Here is a 24,597-nt window from a genome sequence, read left to right on the forward strand (position 1 = left end):
GACCTATAGGGTGGATTGTGAAACGATATTTCCTTAACCTCTGCGGCCCCGATAGGCTGTTCGGCAATCCAGGACCTGTCCTTCAGGTCAGAATTTTCAGGACCCGCCGAAGCAAATGACGCTTCCCCAAGCGTTTCGGTGGTCCTTTTTATCCAGCCGTCCCGACCGCGGCGTAAACGGTCGGTCGATAGGAGTGTGTCATGTCAGACGTACGTCATTCCCGAGTGATCATTCTCGGTTCCGGCCCTGCCGGTTACAGCGCTGCGGTCTACGCCGCTCGCGCCAACCTCAAGCCCCTGCTGATCACCGGCATGCAGGCTGGCGGCCAATTGACCACGACTACAGAAGTTGATAACTGGCCAGGCGACCCGCACGGCCTGACCGGTCCTGCCCTGATGGAACGCATGCGTGAGCATGCCGAGCGTTTCGAGACTGAAATCGTCTTCGACCACATCAATTCGGTTGATCTGGCCGGCAAGCCGTTCAGCCTGCAGGGCGATAGCGCGACCTACACCTGCGACGCCCTGATCATTGCCACCGGCGCCAGCGCCCGCTACCTGGGCCTGCCTTCAGAAGAAGCGTTCATGGGCAAGGGTGTTTCTGCCTGCGCCACCTGCGACGGTTTCTTCTATCGCAACCGTGAAGTCGCGGTGGTCGGTGGGGGTAACACCGCGGTGGAAGAGGCGCTGTATCTGGCCAACATCGCCAGCAAGGTGACCCTGGTTCACCGTCGCGAAACCTTCCGTGCCGAGAAGATCCTGATCGACAAGCTGCACGCGCGTGTCGCCGAGGGCAAGATCGAACTCAAGCTCAACGCCACGCTGGACGAGGTCCTGGGTGACAACATGGGCGTGACCGGTGCGCGCCTGAAGAACAACGACGGCAGCAGCAGCGAGCTGAAAGTCGACGGCGTGTTCATCGCGATCGGCCACACGCCTAACACCTCGTTGTTCGACGGCCAGCTGGCCTTGAAGGACGGTTACATGGTTGTGCAGGGTGGCCGTGAAGGCAACGCCACAGCGACCAGCGTCGAAGGCGTATTCGCGGCCGGCGACGTGGCCGACCACGTGTATCGCCAGGCCATTACCTCGGCCGGTGCCGGCTGCATGGCGGCACTCGATGTCGAGCGCTACCTGGACGGGCTGGCTGACGTATCGTTCTGATCGTTGCCGTCTGATTCACTTCGTGCCAATGCTTTGCATTGGCACGAAGTTCGCTGCGCTCTGCTGGATATATCTGCGCCGCGCGACAAGGAGCAGCGGTGCTCAAGCTCTGATCAAGCCTTGCGCTTGAGCGGCTCGCCTGCAAACTTCACACCCGCCAGACCATTCGCCATCAGCGCACGGATATTGCCGTGGTCGCTGCCTTCAGGTGTGGCTTGCACCGAGCGGTAATGCTCGCCGAATGCCAGCAGTGCCTCTTCGTCAGTCAAGCCTTCCAGCAATGCCAGGCCCAGGGTCTTGCACGACCCTTCGTTTTGCCCGGCAGCATTGTCGACGTCGCCGTTTCTGAAGGCCTGAGGCTGGTAGTCATAGCCGTCGGCGATGAATGCCAGGGTGTCGGCAAACGCATGCTCGCCGCTGCTCAGGCTGGTGCGCAGGGAATTCAGGTCAGTCATGTTGTTTGGTTTCCTTGACGAACGCCGCCTGTTGTTCGGCGTTCGCTTCTTTCTGGTAGCGGGCTTTCCACTCGCTGTACGGCATGCCATAAACCACTTCACGCGCATCATCGAGGCTGAGGTCGATCTGCTTTTCGTCAGCAGCGGCCTTGTACCACTTGGACAGGCAATTGCGGCAGAAGCCGGACAGGTTCATCAGGTCGATGTTCTGGACATCCTTGCGGCTGTCCAGATGCGCGACCAGTCGGCGGAAGGCTGCGGCTTCGAGTTCGAGGCGTTCTTGCTCGGTCATGACGGGCTCTTTTCAGTTGACGGTTGAGGTCATGATAAGAGTTTCAGCGTTGACCGGCGAGCGTGATCGATACCGATTCGGCAAAGCGCAGGGCGTGCGGCTTGTCGACTTCCACTTCAGCGTAGGTTACCGCCTCGTGGCTCATCACCAGGTCCAGCACTTCCTGGGTCAGTCGTTCCAGCAGGGCAAAGCGATTACCCTCGACATGCTGGATGATGGCCTTGGTGATGGTGCGATAGTTGAGGGCATGCTCGATGTCGTTATCCCGCACGGCTTCCTGAGCGGCATACAGAATCGTCAGGTTGATCAGCACGTCCTGTTTGTTGAGGATTTCGTCCTCGTTGATGCCGATGAACGTGCGCAGGCGCAGGTCCTTGACGCGGATGCGTGCGGTGCCAGGTTCGAGTCTTGCCATTATTGTCTGCTCCGTCCGATCAATTGCAGAAACTCCATGCGCGTGGTGCTCGAGTCACGGAAGGCGCCGAGCATCACTGACGTATTCATGGTCGAATTCTGCTTTTCGACGCCGCGCATCATCATGCACATGTGCTGGGCTTCGATGACCACCGCTACACCGGCGGCTCCGGTGACTTTCTGAATCGCATCGGCAATCTGTTTGGTCAGATTTTCCTGAATCTGCAGACGGCGGGCAAACATGTCGACGATGCGTGCGATCTTCGACAGACCCAGCACCTTGCCGGTCGGAATGTAGGCGACATGCGCCTTGCCTATGAACGGCAGCAGGTGGTGCTCGCAAAGCGAGTACAACTCGATGTTCTGGACGATGACCATCTCATCGTTATCGGAGGCGAACAGCGCGCCATTGACGATTTCTTCGACGCTCTGGGTGTAGCCATGACACAGGTACTGCATGGCTTTGGAAGCGCGTTTCGGCGTGTCCAGCAGACCTTCGCGGTCTGGATCTTCACCAAGGCCGAGCAGAATGTCTCGATAGTGCTGGGGCAGGGACGAACTCATCAGAATGATCCTCGGGGCGGCTTACTTGACGTGCCGTCCGCCGTTTACGGTCAGTGTTGTGCCGGTGACATAGGTGCTGTCCAGAAGATAACGCAGGCTCTGGTAAATCACCTCTGCACCAGGCTCTATGCCCAGGGCCGATTTGGCCAGGGCGTTGGCGCGGTAGGCCGCATCATCCTTGGGTTGAAACATCAACAGCGCCGGTGCTATGCCGTTGACTTTGACAAGCGGGGCGAACCTGGCAGCGAAGGACAGCGTCAGGCTTTCCAGGCCGGCCTTGGTTGCGCAGTAGGCGATGTGCTTGCTGCTGCCCTTGCGGGTCACGTCATCGCTGATATGCACGATGTCAGCGACCTCACTGGCGGTCAGCAACGACTCGCAATGCAGGTTGATCAGGTAGGGCGCCAGCATGTGCACGTTGAACATGCGGGTGAAGTTGTCGGCTTCATCGCCCGGTGTTTCTGCCAGCCACTCGGAAGCATTGTGGACAATGGCCCGCAGGCTTGAGGTCTGGGTTTTCAACAGCTCGATAAAGGCCATGATCCCGGCCTCGCAGGAAAAATCCCCGTGGATGGCCACCGCTCCAGCCTGGCGCAATTCCGTCACACTTTCATGCTCGGTGCGGTAACTGATGATCACCCGTTGCCCGTGTTCGAGCAGACGCAAGGCGCAATGCAGACCTACGCGCTGGCTGGCGCCGGTGATCAGGACAGGTGCAGAAGAGATTGCCATCGACAGCTCACGTATCGGTTATCGGGAGTGGACGGGGATTGTACGGTCGATTGTTTCTTCCAGATTACAGGCAAAGTTATACCAGAGAATTTTTTTGTACAACCCTGGGTATCATGAAACTCGTCAAGCCAGCGCGCGCAGCCGCTGGGCACGGGATGGCCGGGGAAATGAGAGGGAGCGAGGAGCGACCAAGACCTGTACCGAAGGGTAGGGGGTGTACAGGTCTTTATGAGCTTAGCGAGGGGAAGGTGATTGCGTCGGGCGTGCCGGTGCAGGCGTGCTCTGTAGCCAGGGTGCCAGCAGGCGCGTGGACAGCGGGATGAACAGGTAGACCATCAGCGGGGTGAGCACCGCGGTGCTGATCATGATGCGCGGCAACAGGTCCAGATGATTGAGCAACGGGCCCAGCAGAAAGTTGAAGATCAGCGACACGGGGAAGAACGCCAGCCAGATCGCGACGGCCTGTTTCCAGCGTGGCGGGCGCTGATCGATTGCGCCGAACCAGCCGTCGATACCGCTGACCCGATGCTCCGAGGGTTGTGCGAAAAGACCGCTGCCGCGCACCAGCCAGGAGCGCCGAGAGGCGGAATGCTCCCAGGCGTGCATGGTGTGCTCATCGGTGAAGCGGAAAATGATCTGAAATTCGTCATCGCCGGGCGGGGGAGCCAGTACCCCTGAACCCAGATACCCCGGAAAGTCCGTGGCCAACTGTTCGCCTTCGTGCAGCCAGGCCATCATTTCATGGTAACGACCCTGCGCCACGCGGCGGGCAACCATCAAGGTGACGGGTGAGGTAGACATTGTATATCTCCGGTAGAGGCGTGAAATTCCCGGGTAGGGAGGTCACATGCCGCGATCCGGGATGGTGGATAGCGACAGCTTCACGTGAACAGCAAGCAAGGATTATTCCTGAAACGCTGAGAGACCGGTAGAGCGTTGCCGGGCAGGCGGGTTACTTGTGCAGGGACGGATGTTTGCGACGATGCTCTTGCAGGATGTACTGACGCAGGCGCTCGGCATCGTCCTTGCCATGCTTGCTGAAGTGATAGGCACCGACGTTTTGCCCGATCATTCGCTCCAGCTTGCCGCGCATTGGAATAGGCGCTTGACCCGGCGGGTTGAACCAGGCTGAAAAGTTTCTCGGCAGCTTGCCTTCCTTGCGGTACTCGAGCAGTACGCCCTTGAACGACAACTCGTGGACCCACAGCGCTCTCAGTGCGCCCTTTTCGGTTTCGAGAGGGATCGGCTCTTCCAGCACGAGTCGCCATGGGCGGATCTTCGGACCTTCTTCGAAGATACTCGGCGCGCCGAGCTCCAGATGCAGTGCGTGGAATTCGTCCTCGACCAGATGCAGAGGGAAATTCATCTGCTGATTCTCGAACTGCGCATGAATCGTGACCTGCTCATGAGCGGCCAGCTTTGTCAGCAGATCCTGAATCTGGATGCCGCCATTGACCAGCAGACTGCGCGTACTGTCACGTACGTTCAACTGGGGGTTGCGCTGCATGCTCTGGATAAAATCCAGCTCAGCCTGGGTGAGAAGTGAATCAGGTTGCATGGGCGGAGGCTCGGTCTAACCGGTTATTGAGAACACAGACCATTGATTCCGCAAAGTGTTCTGGCCATCCGTCATATTTTTTCATTCAAGTGTTTCAGCTCTGCTGTGCTTCTTCGGGCAGACCGAAGGCAGAATGGTCCGTAGAAAATTCAGACGGCATTCTAAGGCATAATGTTTCACTTTTTTAAGCTGCTGCTGGAATAACCATGAAAGTCGCCATCGTGTGTGGAACGGTCTACGGATCGGCCGAGGAAGTTGCCAGACACGCCGCCGCGCTGTTGCGTGCCGCCGGCCATGAGACCCTCGTCAATCCGCGCCTTATGCTGCCGGATCTGCTCGCCTTCGAGCCTCAGGCGCTCCTTGCTGTGACGTCGACCACCGGGATGGGCGAGTTGCCCGACAACCTCATGCCTCTTTATGCAGCGCTGCGCGACGGTCTGCCAGGCGAGCTGCGTGGATTGCCTGGTGGGGTGATCGCACTGGGCGATGCCAGTTACGGCGACACCTTCTGCGCAGGCGGTGAGCAGATGCGCGAACTGTTCGCTGAGTTGGGCGTTAGCGAAGTGCAGGACATGTTGCGTCTGGACGGAAGCGAGAGCGTCACCCCGGAAACCGACGCCGAGCCGTGGCTGGAAGCGTTCATCAAGCATCTGGGCTGAAAATATCGCGCTCCTTTATGGGGAATGATTCAGCACAGCAGATGTTGATTGTGGCTGTGCAGGGCGTGGACGACACTCATCGCAACGTCTTTCTGAGGCATGGAGCCAGCGATGAGCGAGTCAGTGCGTTTTGACGATAAAGTCGTGATTGTGACCGGCGCAGGGGGTGGGCTGGGTCGGGCTCATGCGCTGCTGTTTGCGAAACACGGTGCGCGAGTGGTGGTCAACGATCTGGGCGGTTCTGCGCATGGCGAAGGGGCCAGCGCGTCTGCCGCCGATTGCGTCGTGGCCGAGATTCGCGCGGCAGGCGGCACTGCAATAGCCAACCATGATTCGGTGACCGAGGGCGGCCGCATTGTGCAGCATGCGCTGGACGCATTCGGGCGCATCGATGTGCTGGTCAACAACGCTGGCATCCTGCGTGACAAGACCTTCGCCAACATGGAGGACGCCGACTGGGACCTGGTCTATCGCGTCCATGTCGAGGGGGCCTATAAGGTCACCCATGCCGCCTGGCCTTATCTGCGCGAGCAGAATGACGGACGGGTGATCTTCACGTCATCGACGTCCGGTATCTACGGCAACTTCGGGCAAGCCAATTATGCGACGGCCAAGCTGGGGCTTTACGGGCTGACCCGCACCCTCGCGCTGGAAGGTCGCAAGCACCGCATCTTCGTCAACGCCATAGCGCCGACGGGCGGTACACGCATGACCGAGGGGCTGATTCCCGCCAATGTCTTCGAGCTGCTCAAGCCCGAGCTGGTCAGCCCGCTGGTGGTGTACCTGTGCAGCGCACAATGCCAGAGCAGTGGCGAGCTGTTCGAAGTGGGCGGTGGCTGGATCGGCAAGGTCCGCTGGCAGCGCAGTCAGGGAGCCTGTTTCGACCCGCAGGCAGGCTTCAGCCCGGAAGACGTCGCGGCGCAGTGGCAGGCGATGGGTGATTTCGCCAACGCAGCGCACCCTGCCGACACTGGCGAGGCGCTGAAGGAAATGATGGCCAACCTGCAGAAGTACGTTAAATAAACAGCCTCTGGCAGTTGCTGCAAGACCGCGGTTATCGGTTGCGCGTGCGCGCTTATTCACGCTGACGGCTTGATTATGTGTGAGAAGTTTCACCGAGTTATGTAAGTGCTGTCTTGTGGCACTGTAGGGCAGGTATGGATTTTTGCACGCCTATCAATCATGCCGTGCTGGCCCCGATATGAAGTTCGAACACATTCATATCTGGAGTGACACATGGCCAAATCAATATGGGGCGACTTTCCGCCGGTAAACGTCGCGGCGCCTCCTGAACGCGTCAAGGTCAAGAAAGCTGCGGCACAGGTGACCCAGGTGCTTCAGGAGGTGGGCGAAAATTCGATTGCGCTCAATTCCCTGGCGATGGAAAAACGCAAGATGAAACCGCTGTTCAAGGGCTTCAATCCTGAACAGATAAGCCCCAAGGATCTCAACAGAGCGGGGATGATCCTGTACAAGTTCGGCATGATCGATAATCACACCGCTGAGTTGATGAGTCGCGCAGGCGACGAGTTCGACAAGAAAGGCAAACTGGTCGACCCCAGCAAGGAAATCAATGCGCTGGAGTTTTTTGCCAGTCGGATCATCGACATGAAAGAGAAAGCGCTGAGCGGCGATCCATACGCCAACGCGCTCTTGCCTGATTACATCAAGACCATCCATATCCTGCAGAATCTTCAGGTGTTTGCCGAGTCGGGTGACAGTTACGAGATGCGCAAGATCAAGGACATGGAAAGCAAGGGGCTGATCAAAAAAACGCCGAATGCCAAGGGCTGAGGCACGCAGCACGCATGAAGGCTGAAGGCGTTAAACCTGCAGGCAATAAAAAAGGCCGCTGCGCAGAGACCTGCACGGCGGCCAAACAAAACGCAGGATCAAGGGAGCTTGCAAATCCACGTCGATTTAACGCGCGCAGGTTAACCGCCATCACGCGTCTGAAAAATCCCCGCGCAGGATATGCAGCATTACCCGGCAGGTAACAATTCGCCTCGAATGAGCAGGATGCTCAATGAACGCGGTGGTTTACCGATAAATGGCTCAGGCGCTCGGCAAGCTGGAGTCTTTGCAGTGGGTCTTCACTGAGCAACAGCGCGCGCTCCAGATCGAAACGTTCGGCCTGCGGGCATTCAAGAAACTGATACAGACTGGCGCGAGCCAGGTGATCGCTGCTGGTGGCCTGGCCCAGTTCGACGATGCGGTCGGCATCCTTGAGCGCCGCGAGGACATTATCGTTGATCTGGTGCAGGTGCCGCAGGTTGCGCGACAACCGTTGCAGCATGCTGGTCGGGGTGGCGCGTGTCATATGTTCGGCGCGCAGCTGCATGGTCGGGCCGAACTGCCGGATCAACAGCTCGCGGCAATCGGCGGGATAGAGCCTGCGCCCGCTGCAGGGGTCGAGCAGGTGATCGGCACCCGGCACGCGCAGCAGGAAGTGACCCGGGAAGTTAACGCCTTCCAGTGCGATATCCAGGCGTCGTGCGATCTCCAGCGCGATCATTGCCAGCCCCAGTGGCTGGCCTCGACGCTGCCGCACGATCTTGTGCAAAAGGGCCGAGTCGGGTTTGGGAGGGTTCCAGTCATCCTGCTGAAAACCCAGGGCGTTGAGATGCCGCAACAGCGGCTGGGCAAGTTCAGGCGCAGGCAGGACAGGCAGCGCTGAATTTATCTGGCGCTGCAACTGGTCCATTTCGCTCATCACCTCATGCCAGGCGAAGTGCGCGTCATGTTCGGTCGACACCCATAACGCAGCTTCAAACACCGCGGGCGGTGTCTGTTGCAGGCAGGCCAGGCAATGCTGACGTGGCGTCATTGACCACTCCGTGCGGCTCGAAATCCAGTACGAAGACTCTTTGTAGCCCTGTGCGCGAATTTCGTCCAGCGCCACTTGTTTCTACTTGTTCAGAGCTTCTATCAGGTCGGGTGTCACATAGTGCGGACCGTCGAACAGATACAGCGGATAGCCATCGAATGCGGCGATCTGCGGTTTCAGTTCGGCCGCCGTTGCCGGGCGGAAGCCGCCGCCTACCTGCGGACGAAAGGCTTCGACGATGATCCTTACGCGATTGTTGCCCAGCCTGTTGCGCAAGGCATCGGCATAGGTTCGGGCAACCGGGGCGGTGCGGGCATAAACACCCACACCATCCTGAAAGAACACGCCGATATCGTCCGGCAGCCAGGTTTTCAGCCAGTCTGCCGTGGCGGCGGGCCCGATATTGCCGCCATCGTAGACGCTGATCCATAACGGTCTGGGCAGTTTCGCCAACAGTGCGGGTAACTCCTTGGCCCGACTCCAGCTGGGATCGACCTCGGCGGGGAAGTACCAGCCGGTGACATTGAGCGGCGTTTTCACCTTGGCCAATTGCGCCGAAAGCACCGCCAGTTGCTCGATATTGTCCCGTGAGCGGGTTTCGCTGAAGTACCCGGCCAGCCCGAGGATCACCTCCTGCGCCCACGGCTCCTTGCCGATGCGTGTCCAGTCCGGCAACACGGGCACACTGGCCATCGGCGTGCCCGGTATGAACGCCTGATCATCGACCGCCGTCCACTGCACAAGCAATTGCCGTGCGCCGAGCCTGTCCCAGTTGCCGCTTATGCCTACGGTTGCGTTATCCGGTTGCCAGACGATGCCGACCACGCCCGGGCCCTTGGGCTGGATCAGTTGATACAGCTCGCTGGTGCCGAAGGCGATCGCCCCCACCAGCAGGGCGGCCACCGAGGTCTTGATCAATGTTGCCTGTCGCAGCAGTGCGGCCAGAGCCTTCAAACATTACTCCCTGATGGGTGACGGGCGCGGGTCACCACGAGAACGTCATGCGTGCGAAAACGCCTTCTGCGCGGTCATCGCCAAACACTTTCTCGCGATACTGCACGGAGAAGTCGACATACGACTGCGGCGCCTTGTACTTATCCTCGCGGAACCAGTAACGCACGCCCGTACCGACACCAAGCCCGCCAGCATTACCCGATGATGTGCTGCTACGGCCGAGACTGTCGACCTCACTGCGCATCTTCGAATCGTAGTCCACTGCGGCGACCACATGGGGAAACACCACCAGCCGCGGGCTGATGCTGTCCAGACGGAAGCTGCGTCCGACCTGCCACTCGCTGTTGAAGTAGTTGCGCTTGTCCTGCAGATAGCGCCCGCCTTCAGCGTACAGCTGCGACGTCCACCAGCTCGGTACATCGACGCGCAGGTCGGTGCCGATGCTCGAGCCGTAGCCCAGGCGCACCAGCCAGTCGCCATCGGCGTTCGAGTTGCCCAGCGGAAAGGTGCGTTCGAAGGCACCGATCACGTTGACTGCGCTGAACGGCTTGACCCGGATACCAAGCGCGCCCTGCAAAGCATCCGCGCCTGTGTCGGAGTCGCCTTCCTTGCTCCACAGCGTGTCGGTGACGCGTCCGTAAAGCTCGACGAAGCGCGCATTGCGGTAACCGAAGGGGCGCCAGAACACTTCGGTGCTGTTCTGCACGCTGTCATTGCTGCCGCCGGGTGCGCCGCTCAGGCCGCTGCTGGTGCTGGCACCCCGATAAGTCGTGGTGTTGGTCAATCCCCATTCACGGGACAGATCAGAGACGGCGCGTCGGGTGTCGAACACCTGTTGCGCGGGCATCTGCAAATCGCCGGTCTGCTGATAATCGAGCACGCGTTTGAAGTAGGCGATGGCCTGCGCATCGTTCGACGTGCGCATCGCGCTGTAGGCGGCATCCTGCACTTCGCGTGGCTTGAGGCCGGACTGACGGTCAACACGCTTGAACGTATCCAGCGCACCTTGATCATCGCCCGCCTGGCTGAGGAAATAGGCTATCTGCACTTCATCGCCGGGTTGCAGTTCGCCCGCGTCGCGTGCTTTCTGCAAGCGTTGCAATGCCTCACTCGGCTGGCCCATGGCGGCGTACAACGAGGCCTGTTCACGCAGCGGCAGGTTGCCTACCGCCATGGCCTGGGCGAAGTCCTGACGCGCACCGTCCTGATCGCCCAGGCGCTGACGCATTTGTCCGCGCTGGACGAGCAGGGTGGCGTCGTTGCCATTCAGCGCCAGCGCTTCGGTGGCCGCAGAGCGCGCTTCGGCATACTGCCCTTGGGCAATCAGGGCGCTGACCAGTAATTTCCGGTAGGCCATCTGCTTTGGAAAACTGCGGACAGCCTCCCGCGCCTCGCTGACTGCGGTGTCGTTATCTCCGCGAGCCAGTGCCTTGTAGCCGGTGGCCGCCTTGTCGACCGCCACCTGCTCCTGAATCGCCTGCCGACGACGCGTCAGCACCTGTTGCGGCCCCAGTGCCTGCTCGGCATCGTTGATCGCTGCCTGTGCTTCATCCAGATGCTGCTGACGTTGCAGCGCCTCGATCAGCATCATGCGGTAATCGAGGTTCTTTGGTGCCTGGGCAATGGCCTTGCGCGCATGACTGGCCGAGCCGTCATAGTCGTGCCTGGCGTAGGCGCGCAGCGCCTGATTGCCTTCCAGATAGCCAGGTTGCGGACGCGTCTTGTAAGCGCGTTGCGGGTGATCGCGGCGGTACTTGTCGCGTTCGGCCAACGTAATGAGGTCACGCAACTGCTGAGCGTCACCGCGCTGACGCAACGCTTCGTTCGCTTTGGCGATGGCCAGGTCGTAATCCTTGCGGTTGTAGGCCATGTAGGCTTCGTTGGCGATGGCATACGCCGGGCCGGTCAACGGCAAAGGCAGGGTTTCTGCCTGGCTGAACGGCGAAGAAAGACTCAGGCCGGTCACCAGCAGCGACAGGATGAAGGGGCGCTTCATAGTGGCTGCTCCGTTTGATCGTCAGATCGGTAATGGTTGTGCTGACGTGCCACAGCCTGTTCGATGGTTTCTCTGGGCAGCACGCCAATGTCGACCAGGTAGTCGCCGATCCGGCCATGCACATGCGGGCGGTAGCCGAGCATGGCTTTCTGGAACACTTCGCGGTCCAGCAGGCCTTGCTCGATCAGCAGATCGCCCAGCAGTGGCGCTCTGGCTGGAAGCGGCTGACCCTCGACCACCTGAAGCTGACGCAACTGCGCGACGATGTCGCTTTCACGGGCAATCAACTGCACCGGCTCGGCACCCAGCTGTTCGCTAATCTGCTGCAGACCGTCAGGCGGCAGCGGGCTGGCCACTGCGATTTCCTGGCGGCCCAGCGCATTCATTTGCAACGGCACGACACGCCAGCGCAGGCAGAACTCATCCGCCAGCACACTGTTGTCGGCACGCTTGCTGGCGATGTCGAACACCCGCGGCAGGTCATTCTGGAAGGCGATGGCCTCAGCCAGGGTTTCATCGTCGAGCCAGCCGTGGCTAAGCAAAATCCTGCCCAGGGGCACCTGACGGGTTTGCTGTTCAGTCAGTGCGGTCTGCAGTTTTTCGTCGTTGATGGCTTGCCAGGACAACAGCACGCTGCCCAGACGGCGGGGCGCGACGGCAATCAGGTCGGAAGACGGGAAGTCGTGCATGGTCTTGTCCCAGACCAGCTTGCGGTTGAGCACCTTGCCCACCAGAAACATCCGCCAGGCCCGCGCCGCAGCCATGAAGTTGACGAAGTTGCCGACCACCATGCGCGGTATCGACAGCAAACCGTGCTGCCAGCCGTAAAGCACGGTGGTGAAGTAGCAGCGATGCAGGATCCGCCACAGCAGTGCGATGCCGTTGGCCACCAGCAGATACTGAATCAGGCCGGTGGTTTCAAAGGGGGTCGGAAAGCTGGTGTTCCACACTCCGCTGGAGCGCAGCACAATCAGCGCCAGAAGTTGAATGAGGATTACGTAAGCGAGGATGCTGATGAACGATGTGACCACGCCCTTGCGGTCGCGAAACAGCAGGTATCGATTGGCCAGTGAACCGGTCCAGCCCATTTGCTCCCAGCCTTGCAAGCCGATACCCAGCGTCCAGCGCGCTTTCTGGCGAAAGGCAGTACGGAAGGTGTCCGGGAAGAATTCGCGCACGCACAGCGGCATTTCCAGCGTCGATTCGTAAGGCTTGCGGAACCACGATTTGCGCAGCACCCGAAATTGCACCGGGAAGCGTACGAAGATCGCCTGCATGCCGTACTTCGCCAGTCGCGCGCCGACGTCGTAGTCCTCGGTCAGGCTTTCGGTATTGAACGGCTGGTTCTGGTTTTCATCCGCCAGCACCATCAGCGCACGTCGCGAGAAGCAAGTGCCGACACCGGCCGAAGGCACGGTGTCAGTCATGCTTTCGCGTACCACCAGGTCCTTGCCGTGCCATTCGGCGAACTCGTCCATGTAGGTGCCGGCTACCCATTCGTACCAGTTGCGTTCCAGCGACACGACCGGCAACTGGATCATGTCCTTGCGCGGCAACAGGTAATTGAACAGGCGCAGTTCAAGCGGGTGCAGCACGTCTTCGCTGTCGTGCAGGATAGTCCCGGCGAACTGTACGGCGTGGGTCTTCTCGTACAGGAAAATCGCCTGGATCACCCAGTTCAGGCAGTCGGCCTTGCAGGTCGGGCCGGCGTGCGGCACCTCCACACGGTGCAACTGCTTGTAGCGGCGACGCATGCGCTCCACTTCATCGATGGTGCGCTGGTCGTTGATGTAAGTGCCGACGAACACCACGTAGTTCTGATAGTCGAGCGTCGACACCATGTTTTCGATCATCGGCGCGATGACGTCGTATTCCAGCCAGGCCGGGACCATGATTGCCAGCGGCTGCTCGTCACGGGCAGTCAACTGCTCGGCAGTCAGTGGCCGGTAGCGACGTTCGGCGGTGAACTTGCGGTACAGCCGGCGCGACCAGTACCAGATATCGATGAACAGGTCATCGATACTCGATACCAGGATGATCAGCCCGACAACGATCGTCGCGACTTCCAGCACGCTGTAGTAATGGGCCAGCCAGTAAGGCCAATAGAGCGACGTCATTGCGGCGGCCTGTTACGAGCGATTGCGACGGGCGCTATGGCCAGCCAGCAACAGAATGAGAAAAAGTACGATGCCGGCCGGGATCAGCCACAGCAGTGATGGTTTGCGCCAGGCCTCGATGCCGGTGCTTTCCTCCTCCTCGATCATCTGGCTGCCGGTCGGGTCCTTGGCGTCGAAGGTGGCGATCGGGCCGCTGTCAGCCAGCAGCGCGGCGTTGCCACGTTCCAGCAGTAGCGGACGTTCGAACACAGGAGCCTGACCGCCCAGCGAGCGATAGACCATGCCGTGCTGGCCGCCGGCTTCGATCACTTGCAGCGAAGCCAGGTGGTTGAGCGACTTGAGGTCGAGCAGCGTCTGCTCTTTGTGGTTGATCAGCAGGTGTCCGTCGTTGCTGGCCTTGACCGACTCGGCGCCGTCCTTGACGGGCAGTTCGAAGGCCAGGAAAGACTTGGCCGGTGTCACGGCGACGCTGGCGTCGTCGCTGACGCTGAGCTGTGCGCGCAAAGGCGAGACGCCGGAGGCGCTGGCGATACGGATGACTTGCGGCAGGCTGCTGGTCGGGTGCTCAAGGTAGCCCTTGGGCACCATGATCTGCGTATCGGTGGCGAAGCGTGCCGCCATGCCCGAGAAGTTTTCGTCAGGCGTGACCTTGTCCAGCACGATGTGGCTGGTTGGCAATACCGAGATCGGGAACGCCTGCGGCGTCTCCAGGCACTGGTTGCTGACCGGCTGACGCTGGAAAGACACGCGCAGGACGTTCTGCGCCGCTAGTGCGTATTGCGGAATGCGGGCTTCGATGCGCTCTTTCTTGCCATCGGGAGTCAGTTGCATTGCACCGATCAGGTAATCGTTGAGGAACAACGTGGCAACCGGCGGGGTACCCGATGCACCGGGGGCGGCAGCGATATCGATCATCGCAGTCACCGGTACGCGACCGTCATAGGCAACGCTGCCCAGCGGGAACGAGGCGCTCCAGTCGGTTTTTGCCAGCACGTCCACCGTGCCGGGCTTGCCGCCCAGACGGGTCAGTGCGACACGACCGTCTTCGCTCAGAGGCATGGCGGCTTCTTCGCCAATGGTCAGCTGGCGATTGCGCGCCAGTTTATTCCACGCCGAGCTGAGCAGGCCGATGGCCTTGTTGGCCGACTCCGGCTTGATCATCAGCAGCGCGCGATTGCCCAGCATGGCCAGACTCACGTCATCCCCGGCGCTGTTGGCAAGCGGCTTCTTGATGTGACGCTCGCGCCACTGGGCCAGTGCACTGGCCGCCGAAGCATCCAGACCCTGCACCTGCGCCTGGAGAGCGTCCATGGCGTCGTCGATAGCCTTGAGCAACTGCGGATCGCTGATCGCCAGGTCGGCCTGCAATGCAGGTGTCTGGCCGAGCATCAGCAATGCACCGATTTCCGCCGGGTCGCGCAGGGTGTACTGGCCCTTGCCTTCGAGCCCTGCAAACGCCGGAATCTGCTTGAGTTCCGCCGGAATAGTCAGGCCGCTCAGGTCTACGCTGTCCTGCACCGCAGGGAACGGCAGGATGCGTGCCTGCTTGCCGATGCGCTCCAGCGCTACGCCCAGACGCCAGGCGGCATCGTAGCTGGCGTTCGACAATGTGCCGGGTGCGACCAGCAGGCCGGGTTTGCCGGGCAGTGCGTTCCATACCGCGCCGACGTCCTGCAACTGGCTGGCGTCATAGCTGTAAGTGAGGCGTGTGTGCGGATCGATGCGCAACACGTTGCCGATCGCGCGTTCATCCTCGCAGAGCGCTTTCGAGATCACCGACGACCAGGCAATCCCCAGCCGTACCGAACCGCTTTCCCGCGCTGCCTTGTCGACGCCCAGCGTCGCACTGGCGTTGCCCTGTTCTTCATTGAGGCCCAGCGCACGTACCGGATAACCGTCCAGCGACAGCAGCAGCGTGTTGCGGCCGGCCTCGCCGTTCAGGTAGCTGGCATCGAAATTCAGCGTGGCCTCGGTCAACGGCACATTGGCAGGCACCGGCAGATACAGCTCGCGGCGGGCATCGGAGGCATTGAGGATGATCGGGCGATCGATACCCAGCTCCCTCAACTCGATCACGCGCTCCTGGCGATTGTCGGCAGTGATTCGGTTGATCGCCTGGGTCAGCGGGCTTTCGGCAGCCAGGGCGAATGCAGGCATCAGCGCCAGCAGGCTCATCCCGCAGGCAAGTACGCCAAACGCGCCCATGTTTACGGCAACGGAAGATTTCATCGTGCAGATCTCGGTAAAGGCTCAAGGCCATTGGGTCTTGATACAGGCTGCCGGTCTGCTACAACGTTTTTCGGGCACTCGGTCTGAACCGGGTGCCCGTATCGTTTGCGGACTGCTTCCTGCGGATTTTTTTGGGGTTCGTTTGCGCTACCTGCGCGTCCTTTTGGCTAACTGGCCATCGAGCGCAACTCTGCATGTTCATGCTGGGGCTTGATTCGTGTATCCAGGTGTCTGTCCACCGGGTCCTGGCGCTGACGCGGCAGCTCGGCGACAAACTCATCCACCGGACGGCCCATCAGGGCATCGACGATCCGTGAACTGGCTTTGCCGTCGCCATAGGGGTTGGCTGCACGGGAGGCGTTCTGCCACAGCGCATCATCGTCAAACAGGGCGTTCACACCGCGAATGATGGCGTCCGTCTCGGTGCCCACCAGGCGCACAGTGCCCGCCGCGACCGCTTCCGGGCGCTCGGTGACATCGCGCATGACCAATACCGGTTTGCCCAGCGACGGCGCTTCTTCCTGCACGCCACCGGAATCGGTGAGGATGACGTGAGCGCGTTGCATCAGGCGCACGAACGACAGGTAGTCCAGCGGCTTGATCAGGTGCACGTTGGGCAGATCGCCCAGGTGCTCGGTCACCGGCCCAAGTACATTGGGATTCAGGTGCACCGGGTAAACGATCTGTATGTCATCGCGTCTGGCCAGTTCGCCCAGCGCCTTGCAGATGTTCAGGAAGCCGTCGCCGAAGTTCTCGCGACGATGCCCGGTCACCACCAACACCCGGCGCTCGGGCACCAGGAACGAAAACTGGCGATCAAGTGCATGGCGCAGCTGACGGTTGCTGTCGATTCGTTGCGCGGTCAGGTGCAGGGCGTCGATCACGGTATTGCCGGTCACGAACGAAATGCCCTGCAAACGCTCGCCCAGCACGTTGCGGCGCGACTCGGCGGTGGGAGCGAACAGGTGATCGGAAATCAGATCGATGCAACGACGGTTCATCTCCTCAGGCCATGGCTGACGGATGTCACCGGTGCGCAGACCTGCTTCGACGTGGCCGATGGGGATCCGGCGATGAAAGGCCGACATGGCCGCCACCATGGCTGATGTGGTGTCGCCGTGAACCAGCACCCTGTCCGGTTTCATCTCGTCCAGAATCGGGTCGATCGCCGCGTAAAGCGCAGCGGTCAGCGAGTTCAGCGTCTGATCCGGGCGCATCACATCAAGGCTGTAGTCGGCTTTGAGCTCGAACATGTCCAGCACCTGTTGCAGCATGCTTTGATGCTGCCCGGTAATGCAGATTCTTGAGTCGATACCTGGCTCTGCAGCCAGTGCTCTGACCAGGGGAGCCATTTTGATGGCCTCCGGACGAGTACCGAAAATGGAAAGGACCTTCATTCTGGGGTGCAGACCAGCCATTATTTCCTCCCGCGCCCTTAGCGCGTCGCACAGCAGCAAAAACCAGACTGAGAACAGCTTGGTCAGCTTGCGAGTTGATGAGTTTCTCGGGCGGAAAGATCGGAGTTTGTGGCTCGATGTTCACTTCAGTGTGAATGTAGCAATATGCCTTGTTACCCGGATTTGTCGGAATTATTAACAGAACAGGATAATAAAGCAAAACGTTTTATTAAGTATTTTTCAAAGTAACAATGAGTAGGAACTTTAGAATTTCACCACGGTCAGTACAGGGTTAAATTTTTTGAGAGCTGCCGTTTGGGTCAATGAATACGGGGTTTTCAAGGGCTTCTGAAACGCTTTTTCAGCTGTTTTGAATGCCGGCTCGCCACGCGTAGTTATGAGTGATGGCAAAAAGTTCCAACAAAACTAGCAGCGCTGAGGTGTGCGTCACTACAGCAGAATCCTGACGCCTGTTTAATGACAGGAAGAGAGAAGGGGTTCACAAAAATGACGCTGATATAATGACGGTTGGGAACTTTGATCATGTATCGAGTTTGACACGCTGACGGGAAGACGGGATGTTAGGAAAGGGCTTAGATGCTGTTCAAGTTGTGCGGCATATACAGTATTGAGTTGTAGCAGCAATACGGGTGATTGCCCAGCCATTAAATGAGAATGATTGGCGACCCCCTCGCAATGAGGGGAGTCGCAGCCCACAACGGAATCAGTCTTTCGCCTCGGCCGGTTCCGACAGCTCGCTGAGCGCGGTCGCGTTGTTCTTGAACGCCGCTGCGAACACGGCGCGATTCTTCGCCATGTAAATGCTCGCGTCCTCTGCATGCTTCTCCGAGATCCCCGGCACGTTCTTGATCAGGACGTCGGTGAGAAGCTCGGCCAGCTCGAGCATTTGGTCGTGCGCATCGGCGAGTTTACGGTCCACGAAAGTAGTCTCCAGATCGCGGGTACTGCGGTAAAGGGTTTCAACAGCCATTTTGGCCTCGTCGTCTTATCCAGTGTTGAAAGGGCTAGACCCGGACGTTCAGCGCTTTGTGCTCTGACCAGCGGGTATGCAAAGCATTGATCGTGCATGACCAGCGCGCCGGTCAGGTATAGCGGGGCACTGCGTGAAGGCCTTTAGGGAAGCTGGCCTGCGACGCAACAGCGAAAGCGATTTCTCGATTACTGTGTTTTTATACAGTAAAAGCCATGTGCCAATCAAGCCCCGCCTGAATAGTGGCGTTTACGCATCTTTTTTGCGCTGCAAATGTGCCTTGCGACAACCCGCCGCGCTCTCAACCATAGCCTATGGCCCTGTTCCTGCTTTAAAAAGCAGGCCACAACAGTGTCACGCGTACCCGGCATCATCCGGTCGGCATAAACGAAGGTTCAGAGGTAGCGCTTCATGGGAAACAAATGGGCAGTAAAGATAAGACACCGCGTGCATGCGCAGGCCGAGTCGCTGGGCAACCTGTGTGTGGAGAGCTTCCACTTTCTCGCCCTGTTCGCGATCGGCGCGATCACTGCATGGGCGTCAGTGGTTGCATTCCTGGGGATGGTCGAGAAAGGCAACGTCACGGTCGATGACATCCTGCTGCTGTTCATCTATCTCGAGCTGGGGGCGATGACCGGGATTTATTTCAAGACCAACCACATGCCCGTGCGCTTCCTCATCTATGTGGCGATCACTGCACTGACGCGGCTGCTGATTTCCGACGTGTCCCACCACAACCCACCGGATATCGGCATCATCTACCTGTGTGGCGGCATTCTGTTGCTGGCGTTTGCGATTCTGGTGGTGCGCTATGCGTCTTACAAATACCCTTCAGCGAAGATTCCCGACTCGTCCAGCACCGTCAAAGGCGCGGTGACGGAAGAGAAGGGCGAAATCTGATCTAGGCAATGGCGGCATCTGTGCAAGATGCCGCCAGCACGCTGCTTATAGAAGAAGGCAATCAGTTCAGCCAGACCCCGGCACGCCAGTGCCAGCCATCACCAGCGCTTTCCCAGTGCGGATGCACATAGTGATAGCCGGGTCGCTCGGCTTCCCAGTGGCCATGCACCGGCACGAAACGCTGGCCGTTCCAGTGCCAGTAACCGCGTGCCCATACATAGCCTGGGCGAGGGGCCGGTTCCACCTCGACGACGCGTTCGGGTGGCGGTTGCGGCGCGATCACTTCTTCGACGTATTCATGATGGACGTGCGGTCGTTCATGGACTACACGCTCCTCGACACAGCCTGACGCGATCGCAAGTGATGCGATCAATACCCCATAACGTAAATACATGTTGCCTCCTCGGAATAACCCGCAGGTGCAGTGGCGCTGAACTCAGTGCCCAGTCGCTCGAATGTTTCTGCGCAAGGATTGTTGTAGCAGGATGTATCTGTACTTTTGCTGAAGAGGAGGGAGGGGGGAATGATAGCTAAAGGCCGGTTTTACGAGGGGAGGAGGTCATTCAAGCCGTCTGGAGACGATGGCGTGGCATCAACATATTCTGGCTCTGTGCAGCGCCATTAACGGCGCTGCACAGAGGGGAAGGGCAGGTGTCCATCAAGCTCCGGCATTCACCGTTGCCTGACTCTGCGGCCATGGACCATTGGCCGGGGCAGGTGTCTTTTTCAGGGTCGCGCCGTCGGTCAACGCCGCAAGGATCTTGATCGCGCTGTCGCCACGTTCGATGGCGATGCCAAATTGCACGCTTTCTATCAGCTTGCGCAGGCGTTGTGGGTCATTGCGTTGGGCGGCGCTGATCAAGCGCTTGGCAACGACGCCGCATTCGTTGGACAAGGTCAGCATGATGCTGCCGTCCAGCCCTTGAATGCTCAGATTCACCCGATAGTCGGGGTGAAACGTGTCCGTGATCATTTGAAAAGGATTGTCCATATCATTCACCTGCTCAATGGTCTGCATAAGTTGACCGGGTCGTAGTCCTTTTGGTTCTCGACGACTGATCAGCGGTTGCGTTACTCCTGCGCCTGCTGCTGACCGTTTTGCTGTCGTCTTTCGCGTTGATGACAGGTTCGTTTAAGACGCTTTAACGCACTCTCGACGTGAGTCAGCGCCAGGAAGTGGCCGTCCTGATGGCCTGCCTCGTGGTGCGTACTACAGGGCTTTGCATGGTTCGGGCCATATTGCCGGGGCGATACGCTAAAAGCTGCCGAGCGGGAGTGCTGCGCAGCCGCTTTCTGGCTTGCTTTGCGGCAAGACAAGCCAGTCAGTCCGGTTGAAAAAAGCGCTCTCCAAAACGTGCCGGGGGTGCGTCCCGGACATGATCTGGTTGTCTCGCGAATGACGTTTTGCAGGGTTTTTTCGAGTGATTGTCTGACACTCGGACAACCGATTCTTGACGCCAGAGATTCGTAACGACGGGGTCGAAACCGTCCTCGCGTGCTGTTCAGGTTCCGGTGTTGAGCGCGGTGCTGCGGAACGGCGAGATGCATATTGAGCGCTTGTGGGCATGCATGGCTGACCAGCACACTCACAGAGGTGAGCGGCGTGCTTTTTTTGCTCGCCGATGGCTTTGCGGTGCCGCTCGACGGGCGCCTGGTGCGGCGTGTTAAATTCGATGGACGGCAACCGGCGATCGAAACGGCTGCAAGGCGAGCGGTGGATCAGGGTGGCCAAAGCTGTGCAGCGACCTTTTGTGGTGCGCACCGATTGGGGCATACAGACGTGTGTCGGCCACGCTGTCGGTGTGCACTGCGCTTGCCGGCCTATGGCGAACAAAAAGGGCGAACCGTTGCCGGTTCGCCCTTTTTTTGCAAAACGTGTCAGTGGAACATCAGGTCAGACGAGCGGCTTCTTTCTCCTGCTCTTTTTCCAGAAATTCTTCTTCGAGCAGCGCGTCCGGGCTGACCGGATCTTCATCCTGTTCGGCGATGGTCGGTGCGGCGCCTCGTTTGCCGCGCAGTTTGCCAAACAGATGCTCGAGGGCGTGATCGAGTTTTACAGCAGCGCCATCCACAGCCTGATCTACCGTATCGGCCTTGTGGGAAACAGAAATGGGTTGGTGTCCTTTGGGGCGAGCTTCCATCTGGCACTTGATGTCGTGTGGGCCAGGCTTGTCGCCGTTTTCATCGCGGATGTGGACTTCCACGCGGGTCAGGTTTTCATCGTAGTGTTCGAGCGTGCTTTCAACGGTGGTACGAACCCACTCCTCCAGTCGGATACTGCTTTCGATGTGATTATCGCTATTGACCTGGATTTGCATAGTTAATCCTTATTAGGGCTTGCTCGTGCGAGGCTGGACTGCATGATTCCTGTCGGAATCGTTTTCGTTTGCGCTCATTCACAGTGTTGGCGGCAATCGCCTGACAATTCAACCCCAATGTGTAAGAAATATTTCGCAGCAAAAAATTGCTTCCCTGGCGCGAGGTTACGAATCAGCAGCGGACGCAGAGCGTCCAGAACGGCATTCCCACGCGGATAGTGAGGAACGAGAGGTGTCCGGAAGAACACTGCTCTCGCGCTCTGGCGTCCGAAACTAGAACGCGACCGACGTCTGTACGTACACCGTGCGTGGTTCGCCGACGTATTTGCCGCGGTTGTTGTCGTCGAACGAGCGGGTGTAGTACTGGCGGTTGAAGATGTTCTTCATCCCGACCGCAACGTTGAGGTCAGACAATTGCGGGCCGAAGTCGTAGTTGGCGCGGGTGCTGAACAGCATGTACCCAGGGATCTTGCCGGTGCTGCCGTCGGCGCTTTCAGCCGAGGTATTGGCGTTGTCGGCAAACTGGTCGCTCTGGAAGGCGCTGTCGAAATTGAGCTTCCACGGCCCTTCGGTGTAGCTGACGCCCATGGTTCCCTTGTGCTTTGACGAGAACGGCACGCGATTGCCCTTGTTCGGGCCGTCTTCGCGAATCGTGGCGTCGACGAAGGCGTAGGTCGCGTAGACATCGTAGCCGGCCAGCACCGGGCTCAGGCCCTCCAGCGCATAGTTGACGCTGGTCTCGATGCCCTGATGACGCGTCTCGCCGCGTGCGATAACCGTGTCATTGGTCTGGTTGCTGTCGTACTGGTTGTCGAAATTGATCAAGAACGCGCCGATCTCGGCCCGCAGGTTGCCGTTGTCGTAGCGTGTGCCCAGTTCCCAGGTGCGGGCTTTTTCCGGTTTGACTTCATCGCCGGTGACGCGGTTGGGCATCTGGCTGTACTGCACACTGCCGAACGAGCCTTCGGTGTTGGCGTACAGGTTCCAGGTGTCGGTCAGGTGGTAAAGCACGTTCAACGCGGGCAGTGCGGTGCTGTAGTCGCCCTGGTAGCGGGCGTTGGTCAGGTTGTTGTTCTGCGCGGTGTCGATCATCTCGTAGCGAATGCCCGGCGTGATGGTCCACTTGCCGATATCGATGCGGTCGTCGATGTAGAACGCATGCGCTTCGGTCGCGCCGCGTGTGTCGCGGTCGTTGCGACTGGCGGTGGTTGGCAGCTCGCCCGTCACCGGTTCGCGATAGCGCAACTCATGACCGGCCTCGTTGACGTAGCGGTAGCCAACGCCGACTTCATGCCAGGTCTCGCCCAGCGCAAAGCCTTGCGAGAAGCGTGTTTCCAGGCCGCGCACCCAGTATTCGCGGGGCGACAGGGAAACGAAGCTGCCCTGATCCAGATAGCCGCTGCGCAAGGTCTTGGTGAAGAACGTGTTGGCGGTGAAGACGCGCGCGTCCTGCTCATAGCGATAGCCGAAGTTGAACAGGGTGCGACGGCCCCAGAACTTGTCCTTCAGGCGTGTCGACTGGTACGGGTCGGCATCGTAGTCCGCGACGCTGAGGCCTCCAGGCATCTGTGCTTCGCCATCGTAGTACTGCGCCATGGCGTTGAGGCTGTTGGCGTCGTCGATCTGGTATTTGCCCTTGAGAATCAGGTCGTCGATTTCGGTGTCGCTGTGCTCGCGCCAGTCGCCGCCGCGCACGCCGGAATACAGAATCGCGCCGCCCAGGCCGTTGTCCGCGGTACCGCCTGCCAGCAGGTTGCCGGTGGTCTTGAAGCCGTCGTGGCTGGACGACGGGCTGGTCTCGGTTTGTATGCCGCCCTTGAGAGTGGGGGCGTCGGGGATCGCGCGGGTCACGAAGTTGACGATGCCACCCACGTTCTGCGGACCGTAACGCACTGCGCCACCGCCACGCACCACATCGACTGCGTCCATGTTGCCCATGCTGATCGGCGCAAACGACAGTTGCGGCTGGCCATAGGGCGCGAACGGCACCGGGATACCGTCCATCAGCACGGTGGAGCGCGACGCCAGGCGTGGATTGAGGCCGCGAATGCCGAAGTTCAGCGCCATGTCATGGCTGCCGGTGCCGTTGTTGTCCGGCGCATTGACGCCCGGAATGCGATTGAGCACTTCACGCGCCGATGTCGCACCGACCCGCTCGAATTCCTCACGACGAATCACGTCACGCGCGCCCGGATGCTCGAAAACGTTGGTTTGCTGCGCAGCGCCCAGCCAGTCACCGACCACCGTAGAGACACCCAGTTCGATCGGCGCGCCAGCGGTATTGGCCGGTTGCAGGGTAAAGCCGTTATTGCCATCGGCCATGGCCTGCAGGCCGGTGCCTTCGAGCAAGGCATTCAGGCCCTGCTCGGGCGTGTACTGACCTTCCAGGCCACGGCTTTTCAGGCCGCTGGTGATCTGCGAACCATAGGAAATCAGCACGCCAGACTCACGACCGAACTGGTTCAACGCCGCTTCAAGCTCGCTCGGCGCAATGTGATACACCTTGGGTGCGACCTCGGCGGCCTGCGCCATCGACAGGCTGCCGACCGAGAGGCTGGCGCCGAAAATGACATGGCGCAATGTACGCACCAGCGGCGAAAGTTTGGTAGGGCGGGCTGACATGCAGGAGTCCTTTGACCGGAAGGTTGAGAGAGGCTTTCCCTGTCTGTCACGCGAGGATCAAAAAACGGCTCACGCTTTTTGAAAAATTTTAGCCGGCCAGTGCAAATCTACCTGACATCCCCAAACCGCTGTGTGACGCAGAGCGTCACGAACGGCATTCCCACGCTGGAGCGTGGGGACGATAGTCAAAATCGCGTTCACTACCATCGAAATGCTTTTCGACCACGATGGCACTGACGACGCAGAGTGCGACGTAAGTGACGGCTGAGTCCTGGCGCTGATCCGGGGGTAGCCTGGCAGGACGCCAGGCTAGCCGCACCGTGCCATGGATGGCGCGTTGCGGCGACCCCCGGATCAGTGACAGGGCGAAGGAACCCGACGAAGTCGGGCCGGAAACAGGAGCGAAAGG

General features: G+C 59.6%; 23 protein-coding genes. 5 read left to right on the plus strand and 18 right to left on the minus strand.

Features of this window, described 5'->3' with window-relative positions:
- Positions 1-200 precede the first annotated feature (200 nt).
- The gene (gene trxB / locus KUIN1_RS05610; protein WP_003316986.1) at positions 201-1,163 is read left to right on the plus strand and encodes a thioredoxin-disulfide reductase; all 963 of its coding nucleotides are present in this window, start codon (positions 201-203) and stop codon (positions 1,161-1,163) included.
- A 113-nt stretch (positions 1,164-1,276) separates the two neighbouring features.
- Here the strand turns inward: trxB and KUIN1_RS05620 are convergent, their stop codons facing one another.
- From KUIN1_RS05620 to KUIN1_RS05650, 7 genes are all read right to left on the minus strand, one after another.
- Positions 1,277-1,618, minus strand: a complete 342-nt coding sequence (locus KUIN1_RS05620; RefSeq protein WP_004406855.1) for a HopJ type III effector protein — start codon at positions 1,616-1,618, stop codon at positions 1,277-1,279.
- The gene (locus tag KUIN1_RS05625) at positions 1,611-1,910 is read right to left on the minus strand and encodes a DUF1244 domain-containing protein (protein WP_003346198.1); all 300 of its coding nucleotides are present in this window, start codon (positions 1,908-1,910) and stop codon (positions 1,611-1,613) included. Before KUIN1_RS05625 ends, KUIN1_RS05620 begins: the two co-directional genes overlap by 8 nt.
- A gap of 43 nt (positions 1,911-1,953) precedes the next feature.
- On the minus strand, positions 1,954-2,325 hold the full coding sequence (gene folX, locus KUIN1_RS05630) for a dihydroneopterin triphosphate 2'-epimerase (RefSeq protein ID WP_003316983.1): 372 nt from the start codon (positions 2,323-2,325) through the stop codon (positions 1,954-1,956).
- Complete coding sequence (gene folE, locus KUIN1_RS05635) at positions 2,325-2,888, minus strand: GTP cyclohydrolase I FolE (RefSeq protein ID WP_003346200.1); 564 nt, start codon at positions 2,886-2,888, stop codon at positions 2,325-2,327. Before folE ends, folX begins: the two co-directional genes overlap by 1 nt.
- 21 nt (positions 2,889-2,909) lie before the next feature.
- On the minus strand, positions 2,910-3,620 hold the full coding sequence (gene folM, locus KUIN1_RS05640; protein ID WP_004406842.1) for a dihydromonapterin reductase: 711 nt from the start codon (positions 3,618-3,620) through the stop codon (positions 2,910-2,912).
- A 234-nt stretch (positions 3,621-3,854) separates the two neighbouring features.
- Positions 3,855-4,421 carry an antibiotic biosynthesis monooxygenase gene (locus KUIN1_RS05645; protein WP_003346204.1) on the minus strand — a complete coding sequence of 189 codons (567 nt, stop codon included), beginning with the start codon at positions 4,419-4,421 and terminating at the stop codon, positions 3,855-3,857.
- A 151-nt stretch (positions 4,422-4,572) separates the two neighbouring features.
- Complete coding sequence (locus KUIN1_RS05650) at positions 4,573-5,178, minus strand: hypothetical protein (protein ID WP_004406840.1); 606 nt, start codon at positions 5,176-5,178, stop codon at positions 4,573-4,575.
- Between the two features lie 206 nt (positions 5,179-5,384).
- Here KUIN1_RS05650 and KUIN1_RS05655 point away from each other — a divergent pair, with 206 nt between their 5' ends.
- The 3 genes from KUIN1_RS05655 to KUIN1_RS05665 all read left to right on the plus strand — a co-directional run bounded on the left by KUIN1_RS05655 (position 5,385) and on the right by KUIN1_RS05665 (position 7,631).
- Positions 5,385-5,837 (plus strand): flavodoxin, encoded by a 453-nt coding sequence (locus tag KUIN1_RS05655; protein WP_024652336.1) that lies wholly within the window; start codon positions 5,385-5,387, stop codon positions 5,835-5,837.
- A gap of 111 nt (positions 5,838-5,948) precedes the next feature.
- The gene (locus tag KUIN1_RS05660; protein WP_103754074.1) at positions 5,949-6,860 is read left to right on the plus strand and encodes an SDR family oxidoreductase; all 912 of its coding nucleotides are present in this window, start codon (positions 5,949-5,951) and stop codon (positions 6,858-6,860) included.
- 213 nt (positions 6,861-7,073) lie between these two features.
- Positions 7,074-7,631, plus strand: a complete 558-nt coding sequence (locus KUIN1_RS05665; protein ID WP_011266774.1) for a hypothetical protein — start codon at positions 7,074-7,076, stop codon at positions 7,629-7,631.
- A 229-nt stretch (positions 7,632-7,860) separates the two neighbouring features.
- On the opposite strand, the gene KUIN1_RS05670 is transcribed toward KUIN1_RS05665, so the two are convergent.
- From KUIN1_RS05670 to KUIN1_RS05700, 7 genes are all read right to left on the minus strand, one after another.
- Positions 7,861-8,664 (minus strand): SirB1 family protein, encoded by an 804-nt coding sequence (locus KUIN1_RS05670; RefSeq protein WP_011266775.1) that lies wholly within the window; start codon positions 8,662-8,664, stop codon positions 7,861-7,863.
- An 81-nt stretch (positions 8,665-8,745) separates the two neighbouring features.
- A complete protein-coding gene (locus tag KUIN1_RS05675; RefSeq protein ID WP_024660897.1) occupies positions 8,746-9,618 on the minus strand; it encodes a hypothetical protein in 873 nt (290 codons plus the stop codon).
- Positions 9,619-9,649: 31 nt separating this feature from the next.
- Positions 9,650-11,614, minus strand: coding sequence for an NfrA family protein (locus KUIN1_RS05680; RefSeq protein ID WP_116886573.1), 1,965 nt, complete (start codon positions 11,612-11,614; stop codon positions 9,650-9,652).
- On the minus strand, positions 11,611-13,731 hold the full coding sequence (locus KUIN1_RS05685) for a glycosyl transferase family protein (protein ID WP_004406830.1): 2,121 nt from the start codon (positions 13,729-13,731) through the stop codon (positions 11,611-11,613). The genes KUIN1_RS05680 and KUIN1_RS05685 overlap by 4 nt, the downstream gene beginning before the upstream one ends.
- Before the next feature lie 12 nt (positions 13,732-13,743).
- On the minus strand, positions 13,744-15,960 hold the full coding sequence (locus tag KUIN1_RS05690; RefSeq protein ID WP_116886572.1) for a cellulose biosynthesis cyclic di-GMP-binding regulatory protein BcsB: 2,217 nt from the start codon (positions 15,958-15,960) through the stop codon (positions 13,744-13,746).
- A 167-nt stretch (positions 15,961-16,127) separates the two neighbouring features.
- On the minus strand, positions 16,128-17,378 hold the full coding sequence (gene wecB, locus KUIN1_RS05695; protein ID WP_004406828.1) for a non-hydrolyzing UDP-N-acetylglucosamine 2-epimerase: 1,251 nt from the start codon (positions 17,376-17,378) through the stop codon (positions 16,128-16,130).
- A 703-nt stretch (positions 17,379-18,081) separates the two neighbouring features.
- Positions 18,082-18,348 carry a YebG family protein gene (locus tag KUIN1_RS05700; protein WP_003365454.1) on the minus strand — a complete coding sequence of 89 codons (267 nt, stop codon included), beginning with the start codon at positions 18,346-18,348 and terminating at the stop codon, positions 18,082-18,084.
- A 411-nt stretch (positions 18,349-18,759) separates the two neighbouring features.
- Here KUIN1_RS05700 and KUIN1_RS05710 point away from each other — a divergent pair, with 411 nt between their 5' ends.
- Positions 18,760-19,248: a phosphate-starvation-inducible protein PsiE gene (locus tag KUIN1_RS05710; RefSeq protein WP_003316964.1), complete on the plus strand. Its 489-nt coding sequence runs from the start codon at positions 18,760-18,762 to the stop codon at positions 19,246-19,248.
- 61 nt (positions 19,249-19,309) lie between these two features.
- Here KUIN1_RS05710 and KUIN1_RS05715 read toward each other — a convergent pair whose 3' ends face one another.
- The 4 genes from KUIN1_RS05715 to fecA form a co-directional block, all read right to left on the minus strand.
- Positions 19,310-19,642, minus strand: coding sequence for a YXWGXW repeat-containing protein (locus tag KUIN1_RS05715; protein WP_011266780.1), 333 nt, complete (start codon positions 19,640-19,642; stop codon positions 19,310-19,312).
- A gap of 264 nt (positions 19,643-19,906) precedes the next feature.
- Positions 19,907-20,239 (minus strand): DUF3509 domain-containing protein, encoded by a 333-nt coding sequence (locus KUIN1_RS05720; protein WP_011266781.1) that lies wholly within the window; start codon positions 20,237-20,239, stop codon positions 19,907-19,909.
- Positions 20,240-21,137: 898 nt separating this feature from the next.
- On the minus strand, positions 21,138-21,566 hold the full coding sequence (locus KUIN1_RS05730) for an HPF/RaiA family ribosome-associated protein (RefSeq protein WP_003365451.1): 429 nt from the start codon (positions 21,564-21,566) through the stop codon (positions 21,138-21,140).
- A 273-nt stretch (positions 21,567-21,839) separates the two neighbouring features.
- Positions 21,840-24,188 (minus strand): TonB-dependent Fe(3+) dicitrate receptor FecA, encoded by a 2,349-nt coding sequence (gene fecA, locus KUIN1_RS05735; RefSeq protein ID WP_116886570.1) that lies wholly within the window; start codon positions 24,186-24,188, stop codon positions 21,840-21,842.
- Between the last annotated feature and the right edge of the window lie 409 nt (positions 24,189-24,597).

Origin of the sequence: Pseudomonas sp. KUIN-1, from assembly GCF_009176725.1 — a bacterium.
GTDB lineage: Bacteria > Pseudomonadota > Gammaproteobacteria > Pseudomonadales > Pseudomonadaceae > Aquipseudomonas > Aquipseudomonas fragariae.